Below are 21,038 nucleotides of genomic sequence, written 5' to 3'. Positions count from 1 at the left end.
GGAACGCTCGACTGGAGCTGGGATACTTGCAAAGTGACCTCGGAGCCGCAGCCTGCCCCCAAGCCGGCCAAGCCGCGGTTGCTGCAGGACGGACGCGACATGTTCTGGTCGCTGCTGCCTCTGGTGATCGGCTGCATCCTGCTGGCGGGCATGGTGGGGATGTGCTCCATCGCACCGGGTGGGACCAATCGGGGCAAGATTCCGTCGTATGACGCCGCGGCGGCCCTGCGGGCAGACGCCGCGACCCTCGGATTCCCCATCCGGTTGCCGCAACTGCCACCAGACTGGCAGGCGAATTCCGGCGGGCGTGGCGGAATCGACGCCGGACGCACGGACGCAGCCGCCGGCCAGCGTTTGCATGCGGCCACCTCGACCGTCGGGTTCATCAGCCCGACCGGGATGTACCTGAGCCTGACGCAGAGCAATGCCGACGAGGACAAACTGGTCGGCTCCATCCATTCCGGCATGTATCCGAGCGGGACGGTAGACGTCAACGGCACGAGTTGGGTGATCTACCAGGGTGCCGACCAGAACGGCGCGGTCGAGCCGGTGTGGACCACCAGGCTCGCCAGCCCGGCGGGCCCCACCCAGGTCGCCATCACCGGGGCCGGGACGCCCGATCAGTTCCGGACGCTGGCGGCCGCGACGCAGTCCGCGCAGCCGCTACCCACTCGGTAGCTGCCGAGCCAGACGGTCCTGTCCCGGCATGGGGGCCCGGCGTGAACCGGCGCCGGCCGCCCGGGTACGCACCGGGATCGGCCACCAGAACCAGCGTCCCAACAGGGCGGCGATGGACGGCATCATGAACGCGCGGACGACCAGGGTGTCGAACAGCAACCCGATTCCGATCGTGGTGCCCACCTGCCCGATCACCCGCACATCGCTGACCACCATGGTGGCCATCGTGAACGTGAACACCAGGCCCGCATTCGTCACGACTTTGCCGGTGCCACCCATCGCACGAATGATTGCGGTATTGAGGCCGGCGCCGGCGCCGATTTCTTGTTTGAACCGGGACACCAGCAGCAGGTTGTAGTCCGATCCCACGGCCAGCAGGACGATGACGGACATGGCGACTACGAGCCAATGCAGTTCGATGCCGAGCAGATGCTGCCAGACCAGGACCGAGAGTCCGAAGGAGGCGCCCAGCGAAATGCCCACCGTACCTACGATGACCGCGGCAGCCACCAGGGCGCGGGTGATGAGCAGCATGATGACGAAGATCAGACAGAGAGACGAGATGCCCGCGATGAGCAGGTCCCATCTGGCGCCGTCGGACATGTCTTTGAAGAAGGCCGCGGTGCCGGCCAGATAGATCTGGGAGTCCTCCAGCGGCGTGCCCTTGAGCGACTCCTCCGCTGCCGTTCTGATGGCATCGACACGGGCAATTCCCTCGGGCGATCCGGGATCTCCCCGGTGCAGAATAATGAACCGAACCGAATGCCCGTCGGCGGAAATGAATAGCTTCATGGCACGCTTGAAATCCGCGTTCTTGAACACCTCCGGCGGCAGATAGAACGAATCGTCATTCTTGGCAGCGTCGAATGCGTGGCCCATGGCGGTGGCATCCTCGCTCGTCTCATCCATCTGCTCGAAGATTCCGGACATGGTGCTGTGCATGCTCAGCACCATGACGCGCATGCTCTCCATCGAATCGATCATCGGCGGAAATGTCCCGACCATTTGCGGCATCAATACATCCAGCTGCCGGATGTCACCGACGAGGCGGTCCAGCTTCTCGTCGATCTGGTCGAGACCGTCCAGCGCGTCGAAAACGGATCTGGCCGACCAACAGATCGGAATGTCGAAACAGTGCTTCTCCCAATAGAAATAGCTACGAAGCGGTCGCCAGAAGTCGTCGAAGTCGGCGAGGCGGTCGCGCAACCCTTTCGTGGTCTGTTGCATTTCAACGGTGTCGCCCACCATGCGGTGGGTGGTCGCGGAGAGTTGGGTCATCAGTTGATACATCCGCCTCATCAGCGCCGCGGTCTCGGCCATCTCGTCGGCTTGTTTCAGCAGGTCGTCCATCCGCTTGCGTTGGAACGTCATGGTCTCCGCCAAACCGGCATTCTGCATGCTCAGCAAAAACGGTATCGTCGTGTGTTCCATCGTCGTTCCTGCCGGCCGGGTTATCGTCTGGACCCGGGAAATTCCCGGCACTTGAAATATGCCCTTGGCCAGTTTGTCCAGAATGAGGAAGTCGGCTGGATTGCGCACGTCGTGGTCGGTCTTGATCATTAAGACTTCCGGCTTCATTCGGGCCTGGGGAAAATGGCGGTCCGCCGCCATGAAACCCGCGTTGGCGGGAACGAAGTCAGGCAGATAATTCCGGTCGCTGTAGTTGGCCCGGTATCCGGGCAAGGTGAGCAGGCCGATCAGGGCGACGGTCAGTGTGACGGCGAGAATGGGCAGTGGCCAACGGACCACGGCGGTGCCGATGCGCCGCCAGCCGCGTACTTTGAGCAGCCGTTTCGGGTCGAAGTAGCCGAACCGGCTGGCGACCGTGAGAACCGCCGGCCCCAGCGTCAGCGCGACCAGCACCGCGACCAGCATCCCTATCGCGCAGGGCAGTCCCAGGGTCCTGAAGTAGGGCAGCCGGGCGAAGCTGAGGCAAAAGACGGCCCCGGCGATCGTCAATCCCGAGCCGAGGATGACATGAGCCGTGCCGCGGTATGCGGTGTAGAAGGCCGATTCCCGTTCTTCACCGGATTGCCGGGCCTCCTGGTAGCGGCCGATGATGAAGATGCCGTAGTCGGTGCTGGCCGCGATGGTCAGTGAAGTGAGCAGGCTGACCGCGAACGTGGAGAGCCCGAACAGGCCGTTGTGTCCCAGCAACGCGACCGCACCCCGAGCACTGAGCAATCCGAAACCGACCGTGACCAGCAGCAGAGTCACGGTGACGAGCGAACGGTAGACCAGCAGCAACATGATCACGATCACCGCGATCGAGGTGACGGTGATCCGGACCATCGAAGTGTCGCCGCTGTGCTGCAAATCCGCCGCGAGCGCCGCTATCCCGGTCACGTAGACCTTGACCCCGGGCGGCGGCGGTTGCTTGTTCACAATCGCGCGGACCGCTTCGACGGATTCGTTGGCCCGCGGGTCGCCCTGATCACCGGCGAGATTCACCTGCACGCTCACCGCTTTTCCGTCATTGCTGAGAGCCCCGGCCGCGGTGAGCGGATCCCCCCAGAAGTCCTGCACGTTCAGGACATGCGTCCGGTCGGCTCTCAGCCTGCGGATTAATTCGTCGTAGAACTTGTGGGCATCGTCGCCCAGAGGTCGGTCACCCTCCAGGACGAGCGACACGGAACTGTCGGTGGTGCCCTCGTCGAATGCCCGTGCAATCGTTTTCATAGCCACAAAGGACGGAGCATCCGCGGGGCTCAGCGACACCGCGTGCTCTTGACCCACCACTTCCAATGGCGGGACAAACACACTGAGCAGCACGGCGACTGCCACCCAGAAGAGGATGATCGGCACCGCGAGCGTGTGGATCAATCGCGCGATCACCGGCCGTTCGGTGCGGGGGTCGCGGGCGAGCGTGGTAGTCACGCGGGGTTCACCACGCGGCGGGCGCGGGCGTTGACCGCGCCTGGGCATTGACTACGTCATCCACCATGATCGAGCAACCGATGCTGTCGTTATCACCCTGTCCCACAAAGATTGCCCATGATTATGCGCCGGCCGCGCTGATGCGCAAGGACATTGGGCACTAGCTGTCGCCCGTAGTTGATTCAGGCAAAGTCCTTTCGTTGCCCGGCGGGGTACGAGCTGTGCCCGCTGACCCAGAATCCTTTGGCAGTGCAGTGAGTTGGCTTTCACCGCTGTATCCCGAAAGGCAAGGATCCACCAAGAATTCGCCAAGGATCTCGCAAGACGTGTCTGGCAGGCTACGGAACATTCCTAGTTGAGCTACAAAAGTAAGAGCGACAGAAACGCCTCGACAATGACGAAGTTCCCCGATGATGGGTACTTCTGCCCCTTTCGCAGGGTTCGGTCGAGTGGTCGAATAAGCCCCGAGAAAGGCGTGACAGGGAGGTACGCCGGTGAAGGTCGTACTCGATCCGAACGCGGGGGGAACGCCTGCCCCGATATGCAGCCGCCGCCTTCGCCGTTCGGACCTGCCCGGCATGTTGCCGAGATGCAGTACCGCACTACTCAATCCCGCTCCGCGGACGGACCAGAGACTGGAATGCAGTCGGTCATTTCTCATTCCGCAGAGGGGTCCCATGTCGTTCACGAATGCGGACAGATGAACCCGGATTCGCTACGCGGCTCGCGAATGCCGTTTCTCCGCACCGATGAAGCCCTCGGCGACGGGACCGCCGCTGCCCTGGGCGGCAAGGCCCACAACCTCCACAGACTCACCGCCGCCGGATTCCCGGTACCGCGCTGGGCGGTTCTGGGCACCGAAGCCTTCGACGCCGCCGCCGCGGCGGCCGGCGTCCGGTTGAGCGGCGGCCCGGTGTCGCTGTCGGAACGGCTGCGGGAGGCGGCGGACGCGGCGTTGTTGCTGCGGGAGTCGCCCGTCCCGGCAGCAGTTTCGGACGCGATAGGCGCAGCGCTGGACTACCTGGGCACCCCAACCGTTGCCGTGCGGTCCTCCGGTCGGGGGGAGGACGGCGCTGCCCATTCGTTCGCTGGGCTGTTCGACACCATCTTGAATGTGAGCGGGCCCGCCGCGGTCGAAGACGCGGTCCGTCAATGCTGGGCATCGGCCTTCTCGGAGCGGGCTGTGCGCTATCGCCACATGCGCGGTCTGGACCCCGCCGACTTGGACGACGTCGCACTCGCCGTCATCCTGCAGCGCCTGGTACAGCCCCGCAGCAGCGGCGTCGTGTTCACCGCCGACCCGGTGACCGGTTCACCGGACCGCATCGTCATCAACGGCGTCTGGGGCCTGGGCGAGGGTCTGGTCTCAGGCGCCGTCGACTCGGACTTCGTCGTGATCGATAAACGCACTGGCGAAACGGTCGACGAAAAGGTCGCCGCCAAGCAGGAGATGGTCGTCACCGCGCTCGACGGGGGTGTCCGAACGGTGGGTGTCACGGTCGATCGACAACGGCATCGCAGCATCGGCCCAGAGTTGCGGGCATCGCTCGTCGACCTGGCGTCCCGAGTGGAACACCACTTCGGTACCCCCCAGGACATCGAATGGGCTGCCGACGAGTCGAACACGTGGCTTCTGCAATCCCGCCCGATCACCACACCGATCGACCAAAGTACCTTGGCCGCAGAACATCTCGGTGAAGACGTGCCGCCGGGTGAGCTTCGGCTGTGGGACAACTCGAACATCATCGAGAGTTTCGCGGGTGTCACCTCGCCGCTGACCTTCACCACCGCCCGCACGCTGTACGGCGACGTCTACCGGGCCTACGCGCGAAGTCTGCGGGTGCCGCGGGCGCAGGTGGCGCAGATGGAGTCCTGGCTACCGGTCATGCTGGGCCAGTTCAACGGTCACGTGTACTACAACCTGTTGCACTGGTACCGCATGGTGGGGATCGCGCCCGGGTATCCGCTGAACCGTCGCGTGCTGGAAGTCGCCCTCGGCGTCAGCGAGCCGCTCGACCGCAAGATCGCGAAAACCCTGCGGCCCTTCGTATTTCCCAATCCGCTCGCCAAATGGTTGTCTCGAGCACGTACCACCACCACCTATGCCCGACGTCTCTGGTCGGTCGAGGCGCTGATTGCGGGATTCGACAACTCATTCGAGCGGTTCGTCGACCGTCACGGACTGACGGATGTGTCCAAGCTCGACGGTCCGCAGGCCTACCGGCTGTTCCGGCAGATTCATGACGAGGTGGCAGACATCTGGGGTCCGACAATGGTTCTCGACGCCATCCTCTTGACGCTGGTGGGTGCCTTCGCCGCCCTCATGAAAATTTTCCTGCCCAGGGCGCCGGAGTGGTTCGGCTTCGCCATCCTCAACCCCGGGACCGACTTGGTGTCCATCGAACCGGCGCGTGCACTCGCAGACATCGCCGCGTTCGCGCGCGATCACGCGGACCTGTGGCAATTCATCGAAGCCGCGGAGCCGAAGAAGGCCTACTCGTTGCTCGTCGAGCACGCCGATGATGCCGGGGACTCGCACTGGCAACAGCTGCGCAGCGAGATCGACGCGTACATCGACAGATTCGGCTACCGCTGCCTCGACGAACTCAAACTCGAGGCGCCCGACCTGCGGCAGGACCCGTCCGGCATCTTCCACATGCTGCGGATGGCTTCCAATCAGGAGACACGCGATGCCGGCGAATCCGCGCAGGCTTACCTCGACGCCCACCTGCACGGCCCGCGCCGGAAGCTCTTCGATGCGCTGCGCGCCAAGATCCAGCGAGCGGGCGTGCATCGCGAGCATCTGCGATTCTGCCGAACGCGAGGCTTCGGATTCCTGAAATCCCTTGTCGCCGTGATGGGTCGCGACCTCGAACAGCGCGGCATCGTCGTCGAGGCCGGCGACGTCTTCCTGCTTCGGCTCGACGAGTTGTTCGCGGTGTATCAGGACTCGATAGTCCCAACGGTGTTGCGGGAGAGAATCTCTCGTCGCAAAGCCCTGGCGGGGGAGTACCGCAGGTTCAAGGCGCCGGGCCGATTCACCACGAGCGGAGTCGACTTTTCCCCGGAGGCGCTGCGGATAGCCGGATGGAGCCTGTCCGACGAAGTGACTCAGGCGCCTGCCGGGACGCAGCTCAAGGGAACGCCGTCGAGTCCCGGGCTGGTGACCGGACGCGCGGTTGTCGTGGAGAAGCCGGAAGACTTCTCCGGCGGCATCCTGGTGGCCTATCGCACCGATCCGGGGTGGGTGGCGGCACTTCCCTTTGCATCCGCGCTGCTAATCGAACGCGCATCGCCACTCACCCATGTCGCGGTCATCGCCCGCGAGCTGGGAGTGCCGACCGTCGTGCAGATCGACGGTTTGACCAGCGCGATCCGCACCGGCATGACCGTCAGCGTGGACGGTGCCCGCGGTCGCATCACCCTGCTGGAAGACGAGCCGGACCAAGCGAGATCCGATGCGTGACCCGGACGAGATCGATGTCGAGTGCATCCGTGGCTGGCTGAACTCACCCAGCGAAGACACCGGTGTGTACCTGGCGTCCGACGAGGGGGATCGAGGAGGCAGCTGGGACTTCCTTCCGTATACGACGATGGCACAACACGTTCGGCGCGTGGCACATCTGCTCGTCGAGCGGGGGGTCCGCTCGGGGCACACCGTGGGCGTGCTGATGCCGACGTCTCATCTGTGCCTGGCGACGATGTTCGCGGTGCTGGCTGCGGGAGCAACGTTGACCCCCATCGCGCCACCGCTTTTCGGCAGTGACGAACAGTACCGACGGCGGCTGCGCGGAGTCCTCGAGAGCTCGCAGGCCGATGTGGTGGTCACCTCGTCGCCGTTCGTCGACACGGTGGTGCGGGCTTCCGCCGAGATGTCGCACGCACCGACCGCGCTGGTCCTCGACGAGGTGCCGGCAGCACCGGCACTGATCGAGCTGGCCCCTCCCGCGACAACCGTGCTGCTGCAGATGACTTCGGGTTCCACGCACCTGCCCCGTGGAGCGCGCATCAGCTGGCGCAACCTGACGACGAACCTGGCCGCCATCGACGCGGCATTCGAAGCGACGCCGGATCTCGCCTTCGCCTCGTGGCTGCCGGTGTATCACGACATGGGATTGATCGGGGCAATCTTTCAGGCCGTCACCCGGCAACGTGTGTTGTACCTGATGCGGCCCGACCAGTTCGTCCGGGACCCGGCTCGCTGGCTGCGGGCGGCGGCCGAAGCGCGACACACGGCCTCGCCCTCGTTCGGGCTCGCCTATGCCAGCCGTCGACTCACGCCGAAGGACATCGAGGGCATAGATCTTTCGCGGGTGCGCACGGTGGTGGTGGGCGCCGAACCGGTCAACCCGGATCACCTCAGAGCCTTCACCGAATTGACCGCCGCTCAGGGATTCTCGCCTACTGCATTCGTGCCGTCCTACGGTCTCGCCGAACACGCCTTGCTGGCTACCGCGCACCGCAGGGCCGAACCGCACCGGATGGTCCGAATCGACAAGTGCGCCCTGCGCCAGGGGCAACCGGTGCGTGTCCTGGCCAGCGCCTCCAACTGCACGGCAGCCGAATGCGGTGCCGATTGGGTGGTATCGGTCGGCGAACCGATCGCGGGCCACGACGTCCGGATCGCCGACGAGCAGGGCGGGGACGTGGCAGCGGGGGTGCTCGGGGAGATCGTGCTGTCCGGGCAGTCGGTGTTCACCGGATATCGCGGAAGTCCGGACAGCGCAACACAATGCATCGACGGTGAACTGCACACGGGCGACGCGGGGTTCGTCCTGGACGGTCGGCTGTTCGTGCTCGGCCGGATGGGAACCAGCCTGAAAGTCAACGGCCGCACCATCTTCGCCGAAGACCTCGACGTCACCGCAGCCGCCGCGTTGGGCCTGGCACCGAGCCGGCTGATTGCCGCCGCGGTCAACGAGGGCGGCCGGGCAGGGGTCGCACTGTTCGTCGAGCAGCGTCAACGTGGGCCCACGCCGGGCGAAATCGCCGTCGCCCGTACTGCCGTGCAGGCGCAGTGCGGAGAGGACCCACTGATGTGGTTCATCGGGGTTCCGCCCGGCAGCCTGTCGCGAACGTCGAGCGGCAAGCCCCGCCGGGCACACATGTGGCAGCAGTGGCGAGCGGGGAACCTCGTCGGCGCCGAACTCCTGTCCATGTCCGGTCCGGACCGTGATCCGGCCCTCCTCGAGAAGGTGCGTTCGCTATTGGAGCGGGCCCGCGACGTGGCGGTGATCCCTGACGACGCAACGGTGCATTTCGAGGGGTCGCTGGCCGAGGGCTTCGGCAACGACGGCTCCGACATCGACCTGCTCCTGTTGGTGCCCGGCGCCGGGACCGAAGCGGTCATGCCCACAGTCCTCTTCCTGGACGGACACCGGGTCGAAGTCCGCGTCCAGTCGCACGACCAGGTGCGCAAACGGCTGCAGCGGGTGCGGCGCGCTGCCGACACCGGATCGATGAGCGGGGTCACCGAGGACGTGCTCAACCGGGTCCAGCGATTTCTCCGGGGTACCGTGCTGCACGTCGGGCCGCGGTACGGAGAACTCCGAGACGTGGTGTCCTACCCGGAACTGACTGAGCTGATGGCGATCTGGTGGCGTCGCCGGGCCGGGCAGTGTCTGCGCCAGGCCGCCGCTCTCGCCCTGCTCGACCACGACGACGAGGCAGCGCACTGGGCCGCCGAAGGCTTGACGCAGGCGGTGAAGGGGTTCCTCGCCGAACGCGGCGAAACCTACGTGGAGGTCAAATGGCTTCCCCTGCAGGTGGCCCGGCTGCGCTCCTGTGGTGACCGTGACGTGGTGTCCCGGCTCGACGAGTACCTGAGCCTCGAGTACGGGCGAACCGCGGCGACTGCAGCCCGGGATTACGTCGTTCGCGCACTGGCGCTTTCGGCCGAACTGGGAGCATTCACCGCCACCCTGGATCCGGCGAAGGTGATCCTGCGGCGTGTCCCCGGGGTCACCACCTGGCCGATCAAGTCCACGACACATGTCGTCCGCGGCAAGACAGATGTGTTCGTGCTTTCCGGCGAGTGCGCCGAATCATGGCGGCAGGTGGTGTTCGGGGAGACGCTCGCCGATACCCGTGCCGCCAGAGCGCACCTCGCCTTGTTCGCCCGCTACGGGCTGATAGCACTGGGCTGGCGTGGCGCTGGGACCATCAGGCCGGTGGCCGCGATGTGCGACCCGAGCCGGCCGCTGACCCCGGCGCCCTCCACCGGTCGTCCGGTGATCACGATCAACGGCGCCACCCCCGATGGGGATATCGCTCGATCTCCGCTCAGAGCAAAGGCATTCGCGGAGTGTGCGGCCGCGTTGGTGTTGGCCAACATGGTGCTGGAGAACGCGCGGGAAGACTTCGACGGCGCGGTCAAGGACGGGCAGTGGCCCGTGGTCTCGCTGTGCGGACGCCGGATCGTCGGCATGGGCGTCCGGATGCTGGCCACCGCGTGGGGCGTCACACCGTTGCCCGGTGACCCCGTGCTCATCGAAAACCTCGACACGCTGGTGCCGGAACATCCCCGGCTGGCGGCGACGGCTCGCCGGCTCATGCGTCTGTCCGTCCACGACTGGGACGAAGCCCAGGATGCGAAGGCCGAAATCGACCGTTTCGTGTCCGAGGTTCAGTCCGCGACTGGCGGCGAGATGTTCCCGTCGTCGTTCGCCTCGCGGCAACAGTGGCAGGAGACCCTCAGGTACGGCTACCAGTGGCTGCGGATGGCCGGATACCTGGATGCCTACCTGGAACTGGACGAAGCGAGAGACCTGCTGTCCAGCGGCGGTGCTCAACCGGCGGCCAAAGCAGGGCGGCCGGCGACCGAATCGGCGGGTTCGCCATGACTGCAATCGAAGACGACGTGCTGGCCCTGGTGACCGCCCTGGCTCCTGCCCCGATAGCCGAGCCGGCTTTGAACGGCGCCTTGATGGACGATCTCGGCTACACATCGCTGCGGCTGCTCGAGCTGTGCATCGCCGTCGAACAAGCCTTCGCCCTGCCGCCGCTGGATCAGGAGACGCTGGCCGGCCTGCGCACGGTGGGCGACCTGGTCGATCTCGTTCGAAGACAACAGGATCACTGATGAACGCGCGCCGGGCATTTCTCGTCACCGGGGCCGCCGGGCACGTCGGCTCGGAAGTCGTCGCCCGGCTGGTCGAGCGAAGCCACCCCGTTGTGGCCATGGTGCACAACAAGTTCGACATCGTCGGCAACAACGGCCGTCCGGTCCGGCCCGCACAGGTGCTGCGCGGCGACGTCCGGCGGGCCGACTTCGGGCTCGACGAGACCACCCTGCGGGAACTCGCCGCGCAGGTGTCGACGATCGTGCACTGTGCCGCGGTAACGGACTTCGGCCTGCCCGAGCAGCGGTACACCGACCTGAACGTGGCGGGTACCGCGAACGCGCTCGCGCTGGCACGGCGCTGGGGCACCGAATTTCTCTACGTAGGAACCGCATACGTCTGTGGCGAGTTCAACGGAACGTTCGGCGAGGACCAACTCTACGTCGGGCAACGGTTCGGGAACGACTACGAGCGCAGCAAGCACCGGGCCGAACAGCTGGTGCGGGCATCCGGGACGCCGTGGGCGGTGGTGCGGCCCGGCATCGTCTCCGGAGACCACCGCACCGGTCACAGTCGGGAACACAAGCACATCTACCAGGTGCTCAAACTGATCGTCGAAGGCAAGCTGCGAACGCTGCCGGGAAACTATGTGGCCACCTTGGCGCTGTCGCCCGTCGGGCACGTTGCCAACACCATCGCGACCGCCGCCGAGCGGCTCCCCGACAATGCCGGACGCACCTTTCATGCGGTCGGCGCGAAATGCGTGTCGTTGTCCACGCTTTCAGACGTCCTCGCCGAGTATCCGTCATTTCAGATCGCCGACTTCGTGCCGCCGAGCACGTTCAGCGTGGACCAGCTCGACGAGATCGAGCGCGGCTACTTCGAGAAGATCGGGAGCCTGTACGCCAGCTACCTCGTGCGCCGGCTGCAGTTCGACAGCTCGAACACCCGAGACCGGCTCGGCATCATCCCACCCCCGACAGGTGCCGGCTACGTCCGCCGGATCCTCGACTCATGCTTGCGCACAGGATATCTGGGCAGACCGGGGCCATCGGTTGCCGACGTGCTGGCGGAATTACGACGAGAGAGGAGTCACGCATGATCGACGCCGAGGCTGACATGCTGACGCCGCCCCGGGCGCCCCGACGGAGTCCGAGTAGGTTCGAGTCCGACACCTATTTTCTGGAGACGCGCGACGCGCTGGAGCGCCTGTCCCTCGATCCCGATGAATTCGGCTGGCGCACAGGGCTACTGCTGCTCAAACCCGACGCGGCCGTCACCGGGGGAATGAGCCGGTCGGTGACCTGGCTGACCGAGCACGGGTATCGGATCGTCGGAGCGCACGCGGTGGTCACCACCCACCTGCATGCACGTGCCCTGTGGTACTTCGACTGGCACCGTGCGAGTCCCGAGCGGCGGCGACTGGCCGACCAGCTCGGCAGAATGTGCCCCTCGGTCGTGCTACTGGTCGGCCATCCCGACGACAACGTTGCGGTGTCGGCACGTCTGACCGGAGACAAGGGACCCGCCAACCCGACCCAACGGGTTCCCGGTCAGCTGAGGTACGCGCTGGATTCCGGAACGTACCTGCTTAACCAGGTTCATACGCCCGACGATCCGGACGGTGTCCTGCGTGAGCTCAGCATCTACTTCCCCGAACCCGAACTCAGCGCCGTCATCACCGCGTGCGCTGCCACCCCCGACGTCTCGGCCGAGGCCCTGCAACTGGCCGGCGAGATCGAATCCGGCGTTGAGCGCCGCAGTGGCGACGTGCAGGTCGCGCACGACATGGTCTGGGAGCAACTGCGCTCGAACGAGGTAGTGGCCGCGACGGAGCGGCCCAAGACCGGGCCGGAGTGGCTGGCGGCCATCGACCGGGCCGAGAGACACGACGTCCCGGTCGACCCGTGGTACCGCATCGTGCTCGAATCGGCCTACCTCCCCATGATCCGGCATTAGGGAAGAAGTGAAAAATGAACGGCGCCAATTACTCTCAGACCGTGGCCCGCGAACTGGTGCACAAATCCTCCGTGGCGGAAGTGCTTCTCACCTCGGTTGCCACGACTCCCTCGACGTGGTTGTGTCACGCGCAGCTGCCCCGCCGACACAGCTTTCACACCGACACGCTGGGCCTGCAGCGCGGCTATCACGACCCGCTACTCGTGCTCGAGGCATTCCGGCAGGCGAGCATTGCGGCGAGTCACGTCTCCTACGGCCTGCCTCTGGACGTGCGCCACACCGTGAGCTACTACGAGCTGTCTTTCCTCGATCCGGCCGCGCTGAAGTGCGGGCCGCATGTGCTGGATCTCGAGCTCGACATCACCGTGCGCAGCGAGTTCAGGCGGCGTCCCGGCCGCCCCGTGCAGGGGGTGGAAGCGATGGGGGTGGCGATTCACGAGGGAAAGAAGGTTCTCGAACTGTCGGGAGCATTCGGCTGGATGTCGAACGCCTTGTGGAAGGCCATTCGGGCCCGTGCCGGCGCGAGCTGGGACGCGGGTCCGCAGCCGTCCCCGGCCGATCCGCAGATCGTCGGGCGTACCCGTCCGGAGAACGTGGTGATCGGCGCACCGGTCCCGCTTGCCGGCGGCGCGGCGAGCGCCCCCATCGTGGTGGATGTCAGCCATCCCACGATCTTCGACCACCCCCTCGACCATCTGCCCGGCGGTTTGATCATCGAGGCGTGTCGGCAACTGTCACTGGCGCTCATGGGATCGCGCAGCGCGAATACCATGGGCCCGGCCCGGTTGCGTTGTGACTTCCAATCTTTCACCGAGTTGAACGCCCCCACCACGGTCACCGTGGCACCGGTCGCTGAGGACGCTCTGGCGTTCCGGGCCGAGGTGACCCAGTCCGGTCAGACGAGGGCTTCGGTCGAGCTGTCGTTCACCACCGGCGACGGCAATGACGGTTCGCCGCCTTCGGCATGACGGTCTTCGAGCGGACCGGCGGAATCCGGCAGTTTCTGGTCGAGCGGTACCTCCCGATCTATCCGATCTACCTGACTTTGTGGGTCGTCGCGGTCGAGAGCATGACGTCCGTGGTGACTGACTCCGCCGGCCCGTGGCGCCCGAGCTGGGACACTTTGTTGCGGGTCCTGGCGATGATCTCCGGCGGCGCCTTCCTGCGAATGGTCGACGACCAGAAGGATCTCGAGTACGACCGGGTGCACAATCCCACCCGTCCTTTGGTCCAGGGCCGGATTACCCCGGCCGAGTTGCGGGTGGCGATGGTGCTCACAGCCGCAACGGCTTTGCTTCTGGGCCTGGCGGTTTCGCTTCCGTCGGCCGGCGTGCTGGCCGTCGCACTCTGCTACGGCCTGGCGCTGTGGTGGACGGAATTGCACGTGGCGTGGGTGCGGGACAACCCGATCGTCAACCTCGCGATGGTCTGCCCGGCGCAGTTCCTGGCCACCGGGTTCGTGATGGTCGGCCAGCCCGGTGTCGGTGGCGCCTCGTGTGTCCGCCTGCTCGCCGTGCCCGCGGTGTTCACCAGCGCCTTCCTGCATCTGGAATTCGCCAGGAAGACCTCGCGGGCCGACGCGGGGGACCCGCACTCCTACTCGCAGCTGATCGGCGAGTCGGCCAGTGCGACGATCGCCTGGGCGTTGGGCATGCTCGCGGTGCTCCTGGAGTTGGCGGTCACCACGCCGTGGCGGTGGGCGGAGCACTGGTGGCCGCTGGCCTGGGCGCCGCTGGCCGCCGGCATCCTGCCCTGCGTCTCCGCATTGATCTTCTTCCGGGGCAAAGCGGATAAGCATCCCCAAAGCTGGCCAACGGTTTTCGTCGTCGTCTTCTGCCTGGCGATCGTCGGCCAAGGTCTCGTACATCACTAGGTCTCGTACACCACCAGAAAGGTGCATCGTGCATATTCTCATCCCTCTCGTCGGTAGCCGGGGCGATGTTCAGCCGGGCGTGGCGCTGGGCCTCGAGCTGGAACGACGCGGCCACACGGTCGTGGTCGGCGCACCGCCCAACTTCGTCGATTTCGTGGAGCGGGCCGGCTTGACGGCCCGCCAGTTCGGTCCTGACGTACACGCGCTCTATTCGTCGCCGCAGGGACAACGGGCGCTGGCGACCGGCAACGCTTTCAAGCTGGTGTCCATGGTGGCCAAACAGATGGCGGACTACGCCGACCGAATGGACGACGAGCTCATCGACATCTCGAGTGGTGCCGAGATGATCGTCTGCACGACGTTCAGCGAGGACCGGTCGGTGGTGCTGGCCGAAGCTCGCGACATCCCCATGGTCACGCTGCATACCTACCCGTGTCGCAAGAACAGCTTTTACGCGCCACCGGGTTCGCTGCCACATCGGTGGCCGCTGCCGGGGGCCGCCTACCGGGCCTCCTGGGCCGTGGGGGAGCGGTTGCGCACGCTGGTCTTCCGCAAGTACCTGAACGACCTGCGCGCGAAGCTGAATCTGCCGCCGTCCAAGGCGAGTACCGAATCGCATCTCGCGCAACGGAATGTCCCTGAGCTGCAGATGTACGATTCAGCGCTGGTCCCCGGACTGGCGCAGGAGTGGGGATCGGGCCGCCCGTTCGTCGGTTTCCTCTGGCTGCCGCGTTCGGTGCGCGAGGCGATCGGAGAGCTGGCCGATCAGCACACCGAGGTGCTGCGGTGGGCGGACGACGGGGTTCCACCCATCTTCTTCGGTTTCGGCAGCATGCCCATACAGGACTTTCACTCGGTGATCGGCCTCATCGAGCAGATCTGCGACCGTACCGGCCAGCGTGCGCTGATCAGCGTCGGTGGCGCCGATGTCGACAGAGACAGGCTGCGCACCGGCCCGGCCGTCAAGATCGTCGACGCCCTGGCACACGATTTGATCTTCCCGCACTGCAAGGCGGCGGTACACCACGGCGGTATCGGCACCCTGTTCGAGAGCCTCCGCGCCGACCTGCCGACCCTGGTCTGCTCCGTCTCCTTCGACCAGCCGCTCTGGGGGCATCAGGTCGAGCGGCTCGGTGTCGGCGCCCACGTGCCCTTCACGAAACTTCGTGCCGAGACGCTCAGTCGCGGGATCGATACCCTGCTGGAAACCGACACCCGTTCTCGCGCTGCGGCTCTCGGCGCTACGTTGCGCGCGACGGGTGACGGTGTGCCGCGCGTCTGTGACATAGTCGAGAAGACCGCCGCCGGCTAGGACTCCGACCCGTCGCCGGGCCGTCGAGTCGTCAGCACCACCGGCAACGAGGCGGGCGACAGCACGAAGTCCCTGCCCTGCACCTTCACTCTGAAGTTCTCGGGGAACGTCACCCGCCATCGTGAGAACAACGCCGCGGCCTGTAACGTGATCGAGAGGGACGCGAATTGTCTTCCTGGACAATGGCGTTGCCCCAAGCCGAAGGGCATCATCGCCTGACGGTCACCCCCGTCGCCCGCCCACCTGTCCGGGTCGAATGTCGAGGCGTCCGGAAAGTAGCGCTCTTGGTGGTGCACCATCAGGGCGCTGAACAGGATGTTGGTGTTGTCCGGGAAGGTCGTGTCACCGATGCGGACGGGGCCGTCGGACGTGAGCAGTGTGACCCACGGCGCCCAGAGGCGCAGCGTCTCGAGCAGAACGTTGCGCAGGTACGGCAACGAGCCCACGTGCGACGCCGTGACCGGCCCGGGCCCGATCACCGAATCCAGTTCTGCGTAGACCCGGGAAGCGATTTCGGGATTGCGTGCCGTTTCGTAGATCAACCACGAGAAGATCGACGACTGCGAGCCGATGCCGGCCGCGAGCGCCAGTAGTAGTTCATCGACGAGGTCGTTGTCGGAAAGTGTGGCCCCGGTCTCCTGGTCGACGTGGCGCAGAAGCTCCGAAAGCATGTCACCACGATCGTCGTCGCGCCGGTGCCGCTCGATCAACGAAGTCATCGCAGCCCGAACCTCGTTGGCCTGGCGAACATATCGGCGGTTGGTGAACACCCGCAGGCGGCGGATCGGCTTGGGCAGAGCGCCGCGGATGATGACCTCGCCGAGCAGCCAGGGGATCCGCTCGCGGATGAAGGTGACCTCGTCGGCTTCGGAATCGGCTTGGAACAGCGTCGCGAACATGGTGCGCATGACCAGGTCGTGCACCTGCGGCCGCAAGTCCGCAGACCGGCCGCCGGGCAGGGACATCGACCAGTCGTCGGCCAGCGTGGCGACGGTCCCCGCATACTCGGTCAGGCGGCCCTGCCGGAACACCGGCGCGATCATTCGCCGGCGCAGGTCGTGCTCGGCGCCGCTGAGCACGTTGGTCGACCCGGTAACCAGGTCGCTGATGGCTTCTCGCAATTCTTCACGGTGAAAGGCCCCGGCATGACCGAGAGCCACCTGCCGGATGAGGTCCGGAGTGGTCAGCACGTATGCGGGCCGCGGACCCAGGTAGACACGAACAATGGGACCCAACTCGGGCAGTGCCATCAGGAACTTACGCGGGTCGCCGGCAACCAGATGAGCGTGCCCTAGCAGCGGCAATCGTTTTGGCGCCGTGGGGATTTCGGACTCCGAATGCGGCACTTTCATCCGTCCTGCACCATCGCTGCCGGGTGTGCTGGTCGGATCGCCATCGCGCTCGTCTCGCCCACGAACGCCCCTGTCGACTCGGACCGGGGAAGCGCCCGTCCCGTCAGGCCGGATTGGCTCACTGGCGCATTCTAATATCGTTGTGCCCAGGATTGGCCGAAAGTGTCAAGTTCGGAGCTGCCCAAGATCGCAACGTGCTCGACGACTGCTGCGCGGCGCGCGGGTGCGGCCGAAATCCTCAGGGAGCGGCTGACTTAGCGCGCCACGACCACTTGCTGCGAACGGGCTTCTCGGTGTCTTTCTTGGTGTCTTTCTCGTTGCCTTTGTCGGGGACGGGCTTGAGCTCGACACCCTTGTAGACCGCGAGGTAGACGTCGATCGTGGTGACGATGATGATCATCAGCACCGGTCCGATAATGATGCCCCACGGGCCGAACATCGAAATTCCCGCGAACACCGACAGCAGCATCAGGGCAGAGTTGAGCCGGGCATCCCGCGGCACCAGGATGGGCCGCAGGAAGTTGTCGATGTTGGTCACCACCACCAGGTGAAACAGCACCACGAACAAGCCGCCGCCGATATTGCCGAACAGCATCATGCCGATCCCGAACGGGATGGTGATGATGCCGCCGCCCAACGGGATGATCGACAACGCGGTCAACACGATCGCAAAGATGAAGAAGCCGTGGTGAAAACCCGCGATGTAGATCGACGCCGCGCCGGCGACACCCTGGCAGAAGGCGATGACGAACTGGCCGTTGACGGTGCCGCGCACCATCGAGCCCATCTTCTGCAGGTACAGATCGGTCACCTCGTCGCCGAGCGGGTTCAGTTGCCCGATCAGCGTGCGCAATTTGTCGCGGTGCACCAGCAGCGCGATGAACACGTACAGGAAGATGATGGCCGACGTGATCATGCCGGCCAGGCTGCCCGCCGTGTTCTGCAGGACTCCCAGCAGCCAGTGTCCGACGCCCTGCGCCGCGGAGACCATCGCCTTGCGCAGCATCTCCGCGGTGACATTGATATGCACGAACGGCACCCGGGACAGGAACTCGTTGACCAGTTTCAAGGTCTTGTCGCCGAGACTGCTCAGGTCGGTGGAGCGGACCCACCCCGAAACCGAGTCGATCATGCGGGCGATCTGCACGATCGCCAGCGCGACCAGCAGCCCCACCGGCACGATCACGATGACCAGCGCTGACAACAAAGTGGCGGTGGCCGACAGACCGGTGCCCAGGCGCTTGTTGAACCAGTTGAACAGCGGGGTGAACAGGTAAGCGCCGACGGCGGCCACCACGATGAGAACGAAATAGTTGCGCAGGAAGTACGCCCCGAATGCCAGGGCGAGGAGGGTGAAAATCGCCAGAGCGCGTCTCTGGGTAAGCGTGAATTCGGTGTTCATGCCTGGACCGAGACCGCCCTCCGCATCAGTGTTGAAGACACCTTAGCGGGAGGGGAGCAAAATCAGGGCTCAACTCCCTCAAAGCTTTTCAGCAGCTCCGGGTCGGGCAACTGCATCTGCAGGTAGAGATCGATGTGGGAGATCCTGCCGGCGCCGTCGAACTCATAGACCGAGAACGAGTTGACCACGCTGGTGAAATCGCCTATCGCACTGTGCTCTTCGAGTTCCAGGAAGACCCGGTCCGGGGTTTCGGTGAGGCGCTTGAAGCAACACCGCCACGTCGACGACGACGCCCAGCCGGTCAGGAATTCCAGATACGCCGGCCAGTCCATCACTTCCTTGAACGCGCCGACCCGTTCGAATTCGTCCACCGCCACGAGCTCGGCCAGCGGGCCCCAACTCTCGACGCCGAAGCCGGGGCTCTTGGCTTCCTGCACAAGGCGGTCGACGGTCAGGCAGTATTCGAGCACCGTGCGGGCCTGGCCGGTATAGCCGTCGATGACCTCAGCGACCTGCTGTTCGGCCGGTCGGTTCACCCGGGGACCCCGGCCTTCGCCAGTCGGAGTTCCAGCAACTCGACATACTCGCTGGTGCCCTGGAACGGGCCGTGCACGCCGATGGCGATATCAAGGAATGCGTTGTATTCGTCGTTGACGTGGGTCTCCCAGCGGGTCAACTCACCCGCGTCGTTGGTTTCGATGAAACTGTAGGAGTAGAAGCCCATCTGGACGCCTTCGGTGGTGTGTCCCTCCCACCGGGTCTTCATGACCAGACCGTTGGCGGCCGGCCAGAACTTGAAGTCGCTGGGCTTCCAGTCGGGAAAGCTCAGCGAGTAGACCTTGGCCTCCAGCGTCGAGGCCCGTGCGGTGTCTTCGGGGAACTCGCTGAACCTGAACACCTGATCGCCGGTGAAATATGGCGAGACGTAGACGCCGTCGTCGGCGAAGGTCCACGCCTGCGCGAACGCTTCGCCTTCCTGCACCCCCTGACGCAGGTACGCATCGCGGTAGGCCTCGGCCATCCGGCAGTGGTGGGCGATGCGCTCCTCGAGATTCATTGTGGTGCCTCCGTTTTGCCGGCCAGGTGCCGGTCGATGACCGAGTGGTAGTGGCCGATGACGATTTCCTCGTTGACCAGGGACAGGTGCCGGAGCCGGCTGTTGCGCAGCCCAAGCTGCTGACGCGGCATCTGCTCGTAATCCTGTTGCAGCGCTTCGAAGTACTTGTAACTGCCCGGTTCGGTGATATCGGTCAGCTCGACCGAGAACGCGTCGCGGTGTTCGGGCGGCAGAAACATGTAGCTGCTGACATGCCACAGGCACCGGTTCGGGTCGCCGTCAGGGTGCGGCACGGCCATGATGACGTGGCATTCACCGGCCCGGACCGTCATGAAATAGTTCGGGAACAGCACCCAGCCCTGGTTGTCACTCATCTGATCATCGGTCAGGCCGCTGACGTCCAGACCCATGGCCGTCAACGTGTCACGGGTGGCCTGCTGCAACAACTTTCGCGCAGTCACACCGGCCGGGAAGTCAACCGATCCGTCTGCCCCGCGGTACCCGGACACGAGTTCCTGGAACCGGGGGATGACCGCCGCCGTCGACGGGAACGTCTCCGGGAGGTCCATGATGCCGTCGACCTGCTTGTCCGGACTGGCGCCGCGCACTTCGAACGGAGCCACTGCGACACAGTGGTTTTCGAAGAACCGGTAGCGCGTGGTAGCCGGGTCGATCGTCAGCACGCTCAACAGCTGTGGGTGAATGCCATTGATGTGGTAGCCCTCCTCGAAGGCGTCCATGACGACCTTCCAGTTGCAGTCCAACGGTTCCCGGACATCCATCACCGCGACCATCTCATCGAGGCGGTAGGGAGCGAGCAGCTCGATCACCTCCGGTCCCAGAAACTCGTGCAGCGGTCGCGCGTCCGGGTCGGGGTTGATGAAGACGAAACCGGCGAAGGTGTCGACCGGCACCTGCAGTAGCGAGTTCTCGTTCTTGTCGATCGGGCCGGCCAGGCTTTCACGCAGCATGCCCCGCAGTCGCCCGTCCAGGTCGTAGGACCACAGATGGTACTGACAGAGCAAGCCGCGCTTGGCATTTCCGGTTTGGCCGGTGCACAGCATGTTGCCGCGATGCCGGCAGGCGTTGACAAATCCACGCAGCTTGCCGTCCTTGCCGTGCACGATGATGAACGACTGGTCGAGGATCCGGTACTGCTTCCAGTCACCGACCTTCGGCAGCTCGTCGACCCGGCCCGCGATCTGCCAGACCCGCATCCAGATGTGCTCTCGCTCGGCCGCCGCGAATGCGGCCGAGGTGTATCGGTCGGTGGAAATCGACATGTTGAATGTGTCGCTGCCGAGATCGGACAGTCCGAGGCCAAGCCCCGATTCGGGGTCGACCCACTGTCCCGGACGAAGTGCCTGTGTCAACGCCGCACGCTCCTTCACGTCTGGTGGGGCCGGAGACCTCGGACCTAGAATACATCTGCGGATATTTTATACAAGCCTGTATATTCAAGACGTT

Annotated in this window: 16 protein-coding genes; 9 read left to right on the top strand and 7 right to left on the bottom strand. The window is 65.1% G+C overall.

Annotated features, from left to right (window positions below; translation table 11 throughout):
- Positions 1-33 precede the first annotated feature (33 nt).
- A complete protein-coding gene (locus tag C0J29_RS24055; RefSeq protein ID WP_240744006.1) occupies positions 34-678 on the top strand; it encodes a DUF4245 domain-containing protein in 645 nt (214 codons plus the stop codon).
- Here the strand turns inward: C0J29_RS24055 and C0J29_RS24050 are convergent.
- Positions 664-3,555, bottom strand: coding sequence for an MMPL/RND family transporter (locus tag C0J29_RS24050; RefSeq protein WP_242460532.1), 2,892 nt, complete (start codon positions 3,553-3,555; stop codon positions 664-666). The genes C0J29_RS24055 and C0J29_RS24050 overlap by 15 nt on opposite strands.
- A 7-nt stretch (positions 3,556-3,562) precedes the next feature.
- A complete protein-coding gene (locus C0J29_RS34850) occupies positions 3,563-3,661 on the bottom strand; it encodes a hypothetical protein (protein ID WP_162951543.1) in 99 nt (32 codons plus the stop codon).
- A 624-nt stretch (positions 3,662-4,285) separates the two neighbouring features.
- On the opposite strand from C0J29_RS34850, the gene C0J29_RS24040 reads away from it, so the two are divergent.
- From C0J29_RS24040 to C0J29_RS24005, 8 genes are read left to right on the top strand one after another with little or no spacing between them, the layout of a single operon-like run.
- Positions 4,286-7,021, top strand: a complete 2,736-nt coding sequence (locus tag C0J29_RS24040; RefSeq protein WP_120793773.1) for a phosphoenolpyruvate synthase — start codon at positions 4,286-4,288, stop codon at positions 7,019-7,021.
- Positions 7,014-10,397 carry an AMP-binding protein gene (locus tag C0J29_RS24035; RefSeq protein ID WP_120793772.1) on the top strand — a complete coding sequence of 1,128 codons (3,384 nt, stop codon included), beginning with the start codon at positions 7,014-7,016 and terminating at the stop codon, positions 10,395-10,397. The genes C0J29_RS24040 and C0J29_RS24035 overlap by 8 nt, the downstream gene beginning before the upstream one ends.
- Positions 10,394-10,636: an acyl carrier protein gene (locus C0J29_RS24030; RefSeq protein WP_065048834.1), complete on the top strand. Its 243-nt coding sequence runs from the start codon at positions 10,394-10,396 to the stop codon at positions 10,634-10,636. Before C0J29_RS24035 ends, C0J29_RS24030 begins: the two co-directional genes overlap by 4 nt.
- The gene (locus C0J29_RS24025; protein ID WP_120793771.1) at positions 10,636-11,718 is read left to right on the top strand and encodes an SDR family oxidoreductase; all 1,083 of its coding nucleotides are present in this window, start codon (positions 10,636-10,638) and stop codon (positions 11,716-11,718) included. The genes C0J29_RS24030 and C0J29_RS24025 overlap by 1 nt, the downstream gene beginning before the upstream one ends.
- A complete protein-coding gene (locus C0J29_RS24020) occupies positions 11,715-12,575 on the top strand; it encodes a nucleoside-diphosphate kinase (RefSeq protein ID WP_162951542.1) in 861 nt (286 codons plus the stop codon). Before C0J29_RS24025 ends, C0J29_RS24020 begins: the two co-directional genes overlap by 4 nt.
- A 14-nt stretch (positions 12,576-12,589) precedes the next feature.
- On the top strand, positions 12,590-13,543 hold the full coding sequence (locus C0J29_RS24015; RefSeq protein ID WP_120793769.1) for an AfsA-related hotdog domain-containing protein: 954 nt from the start codon (positions 12,590-12,592) through the stop codon (positions 13,541-13,543).
- Positions 13,540-14,448 (top strand): UbiA family prenyltransferase, encoded by a 909-nt coding sequence (locus tag C0J29_RS24010; protein ID WP_120793768.1) that lies wholly within the window; start codon positions 13,540-13,542, stop codon positions 14,446-14,448. Before C0J29_RS24015 ends, C0J29_RS24010 begins: the two co-directional genes overlap by 4 nt.
- Before the next feature lie 28 nt (positions 14,449-14,476).
- Positions 14,477-15,760 carry a glycosyltransferase gene (locus C0J29_RS24005; RefSeq protein ID WP_120793767.1) on the top strand — a complete coding sequence of 428 codons (1,284 nt, stop codon included), beginning with the start codon at positions 14,477-14,479 and terminating at the stop codon, positions 15,758-15,760.
- On the opposite strand, the gene C0J29_RS24000 is transcribed toward C0J29_RS24005, so the two are convergent.
- The 5 genes from C0J29_RS24000 to C0J29_RS23980 all read right to left on the bottom strand — a co-directional run bounded on the left by C0J29_RS24000 (position 15,757) and on the right by C0J29_RS23980 (position 20,944).
- Entirely contained in the window at positions 15,757-17,112 is a 1,356-nt protein-coding gene (locus C0J29_RS24000; RefSeq protein ID WP_120793766.1) for a cytochrome P450, read from the bottom strand. The two genes, C0J29_RS24005 and C0J29_RS24000, sit on opposite strands and share 4 nt — an antisense overlap.
- A 238-nt stretch (positions 17,113-17,350) precedes the next feature.
- Positions 17,351-18,514, bottom strand: coding sequence for an AI-2E family transporter (locus tag C0J29_RS23995; RefSeq protein WP_120793765.1), 1,164 nt, complete (start codon positions 18,512-18,514; stop codon positions 17,351-17,353).
- Positions 18,515-18,576: 62 nt separating this feature from the next.
- Positions 18,577-19,050: a hypothetical protein gene (locus C0J29_RS23990; protein WP_120793764.1), complete on the bottom strand. Its 474-nt coding sequence runs from the start codon at positions 19,048-19,050 to the stop codon at positions 18,577-18,579.
- The gene (locus tag C0J29_RS23985; protein ID WP_065048817.1) at positions 19,047-19,571 is read right to left on the bottom strand and encodes a hypothetical protein; all 525 of its coding nucleotides are present in this window, start codon (positions 19,569-19,571) and stop codon (positions 19,047-19,049) included. Before C0J29_RS23985 ends, C0J29_RS23990 begins: the two co-directional genes overlap by 4 nt.
- Positions 19,568-20,944 (bottom strand): aromatic ring-hydroxylating oxygenase subunit alpha, encoded by a 1,377-nt coding sequence (locus C0J29_RS23980; RefSeq protein WP_120794942.1) that lies wholly within the window; start codon positions 20,942-20,944, stop codon positions 19,568-19,570. Before C0J29_RS23980 ends, C0J29_RS23985 begins: the two co-directional genes overlap by 4 nt.
- Positions 20,945-21,038: the final 94 nt, after the last annotated feature.

It is taken from the genome of Mycobacterium paragordonae (assembly GCF_003614435.1).
Lineage (GTDB): Bacteria > Actinomycetota > Actinomycetes > Mycobacteriales > Mycobacteriaceae > Mycobacterium > Mycobacterium paragordonae.
This window is presented reverse-complemented; position numbering and strand designations above follow the sequence as displayed.

Bases quoted from the DNA above. Each gene is read 5' to 3' on its own strand.
- C0J29_RS23995 (WP_120793765.1), bottom strand. From the start codon at position 18,514: ATGAACACCGAATTCACGCTTACCCAGAGACGCGCTCTGGCGATTTTC.
- C0J29_RS23985 (WP_065048817.1), bottom strand. From the start codon at position 19,571: ATGAATCTCGAGGAGCGCATCGCCCACCACTGCCGGATGGCCGAGGCC.
- C0J29_RS24025 (WP_120793771.1), top strand. From the start codon at position 10,636: ATGAACGCGCGCCGGGCATTTCTCGTCACCGGGGCCGCCGGGCACGTC.
- C0J29_RS24040 (WP_120793773.1), top strand. From the start codon at position 4,286: ATGCCGTTTCTCCGCACCGATGAAGCCCTCGGCGACGGGACCGCCGCT.
- C0J29_RS24010 (WP_120793768.1), top strand. From the start codon at position 13,540: ATGACGGTCTTCGAGCGGACCGGCGGAATCCGGCAGTTTCTGGTCGAG.
- C0J29_RS24030 (WP_065048834.1), top strand. From the start codon at position 10,394: ATGACTGCAATCGAAGACGACGTGCTGGCCCTGGTGACCGCCCTGGCT.
- C0J29_RS24015 (WP_120793769.1), top strand. From the start codon at position 12,590: ATGAACGGCGCCAATTACTCTCAGACCGTGGCCCGCGAACTGGTGCAC.
- C0J29_RS24035 (WP_120793772.1), top strand. From the start codon at position 7,014: ATGCGTGACCCGGACGAGATCGATGTCGAGTGCATCCGTGGCTGGCTG.
- C0J29_RS24020 (WP_162951542.1), top strand. From the start codon at position 11,715: ATGATCGACGCCGAGGCTGACATGCTGACGCCGCCCCGGGCGCCCCGA.
- C0J29_RS24000 (WP_120793766.1), bottom strand. From the start codon at position 17,112: ATGAAAGTGCCGCATTCGGAGTCCGAAATCCCCACGGCGCCAAAACGA.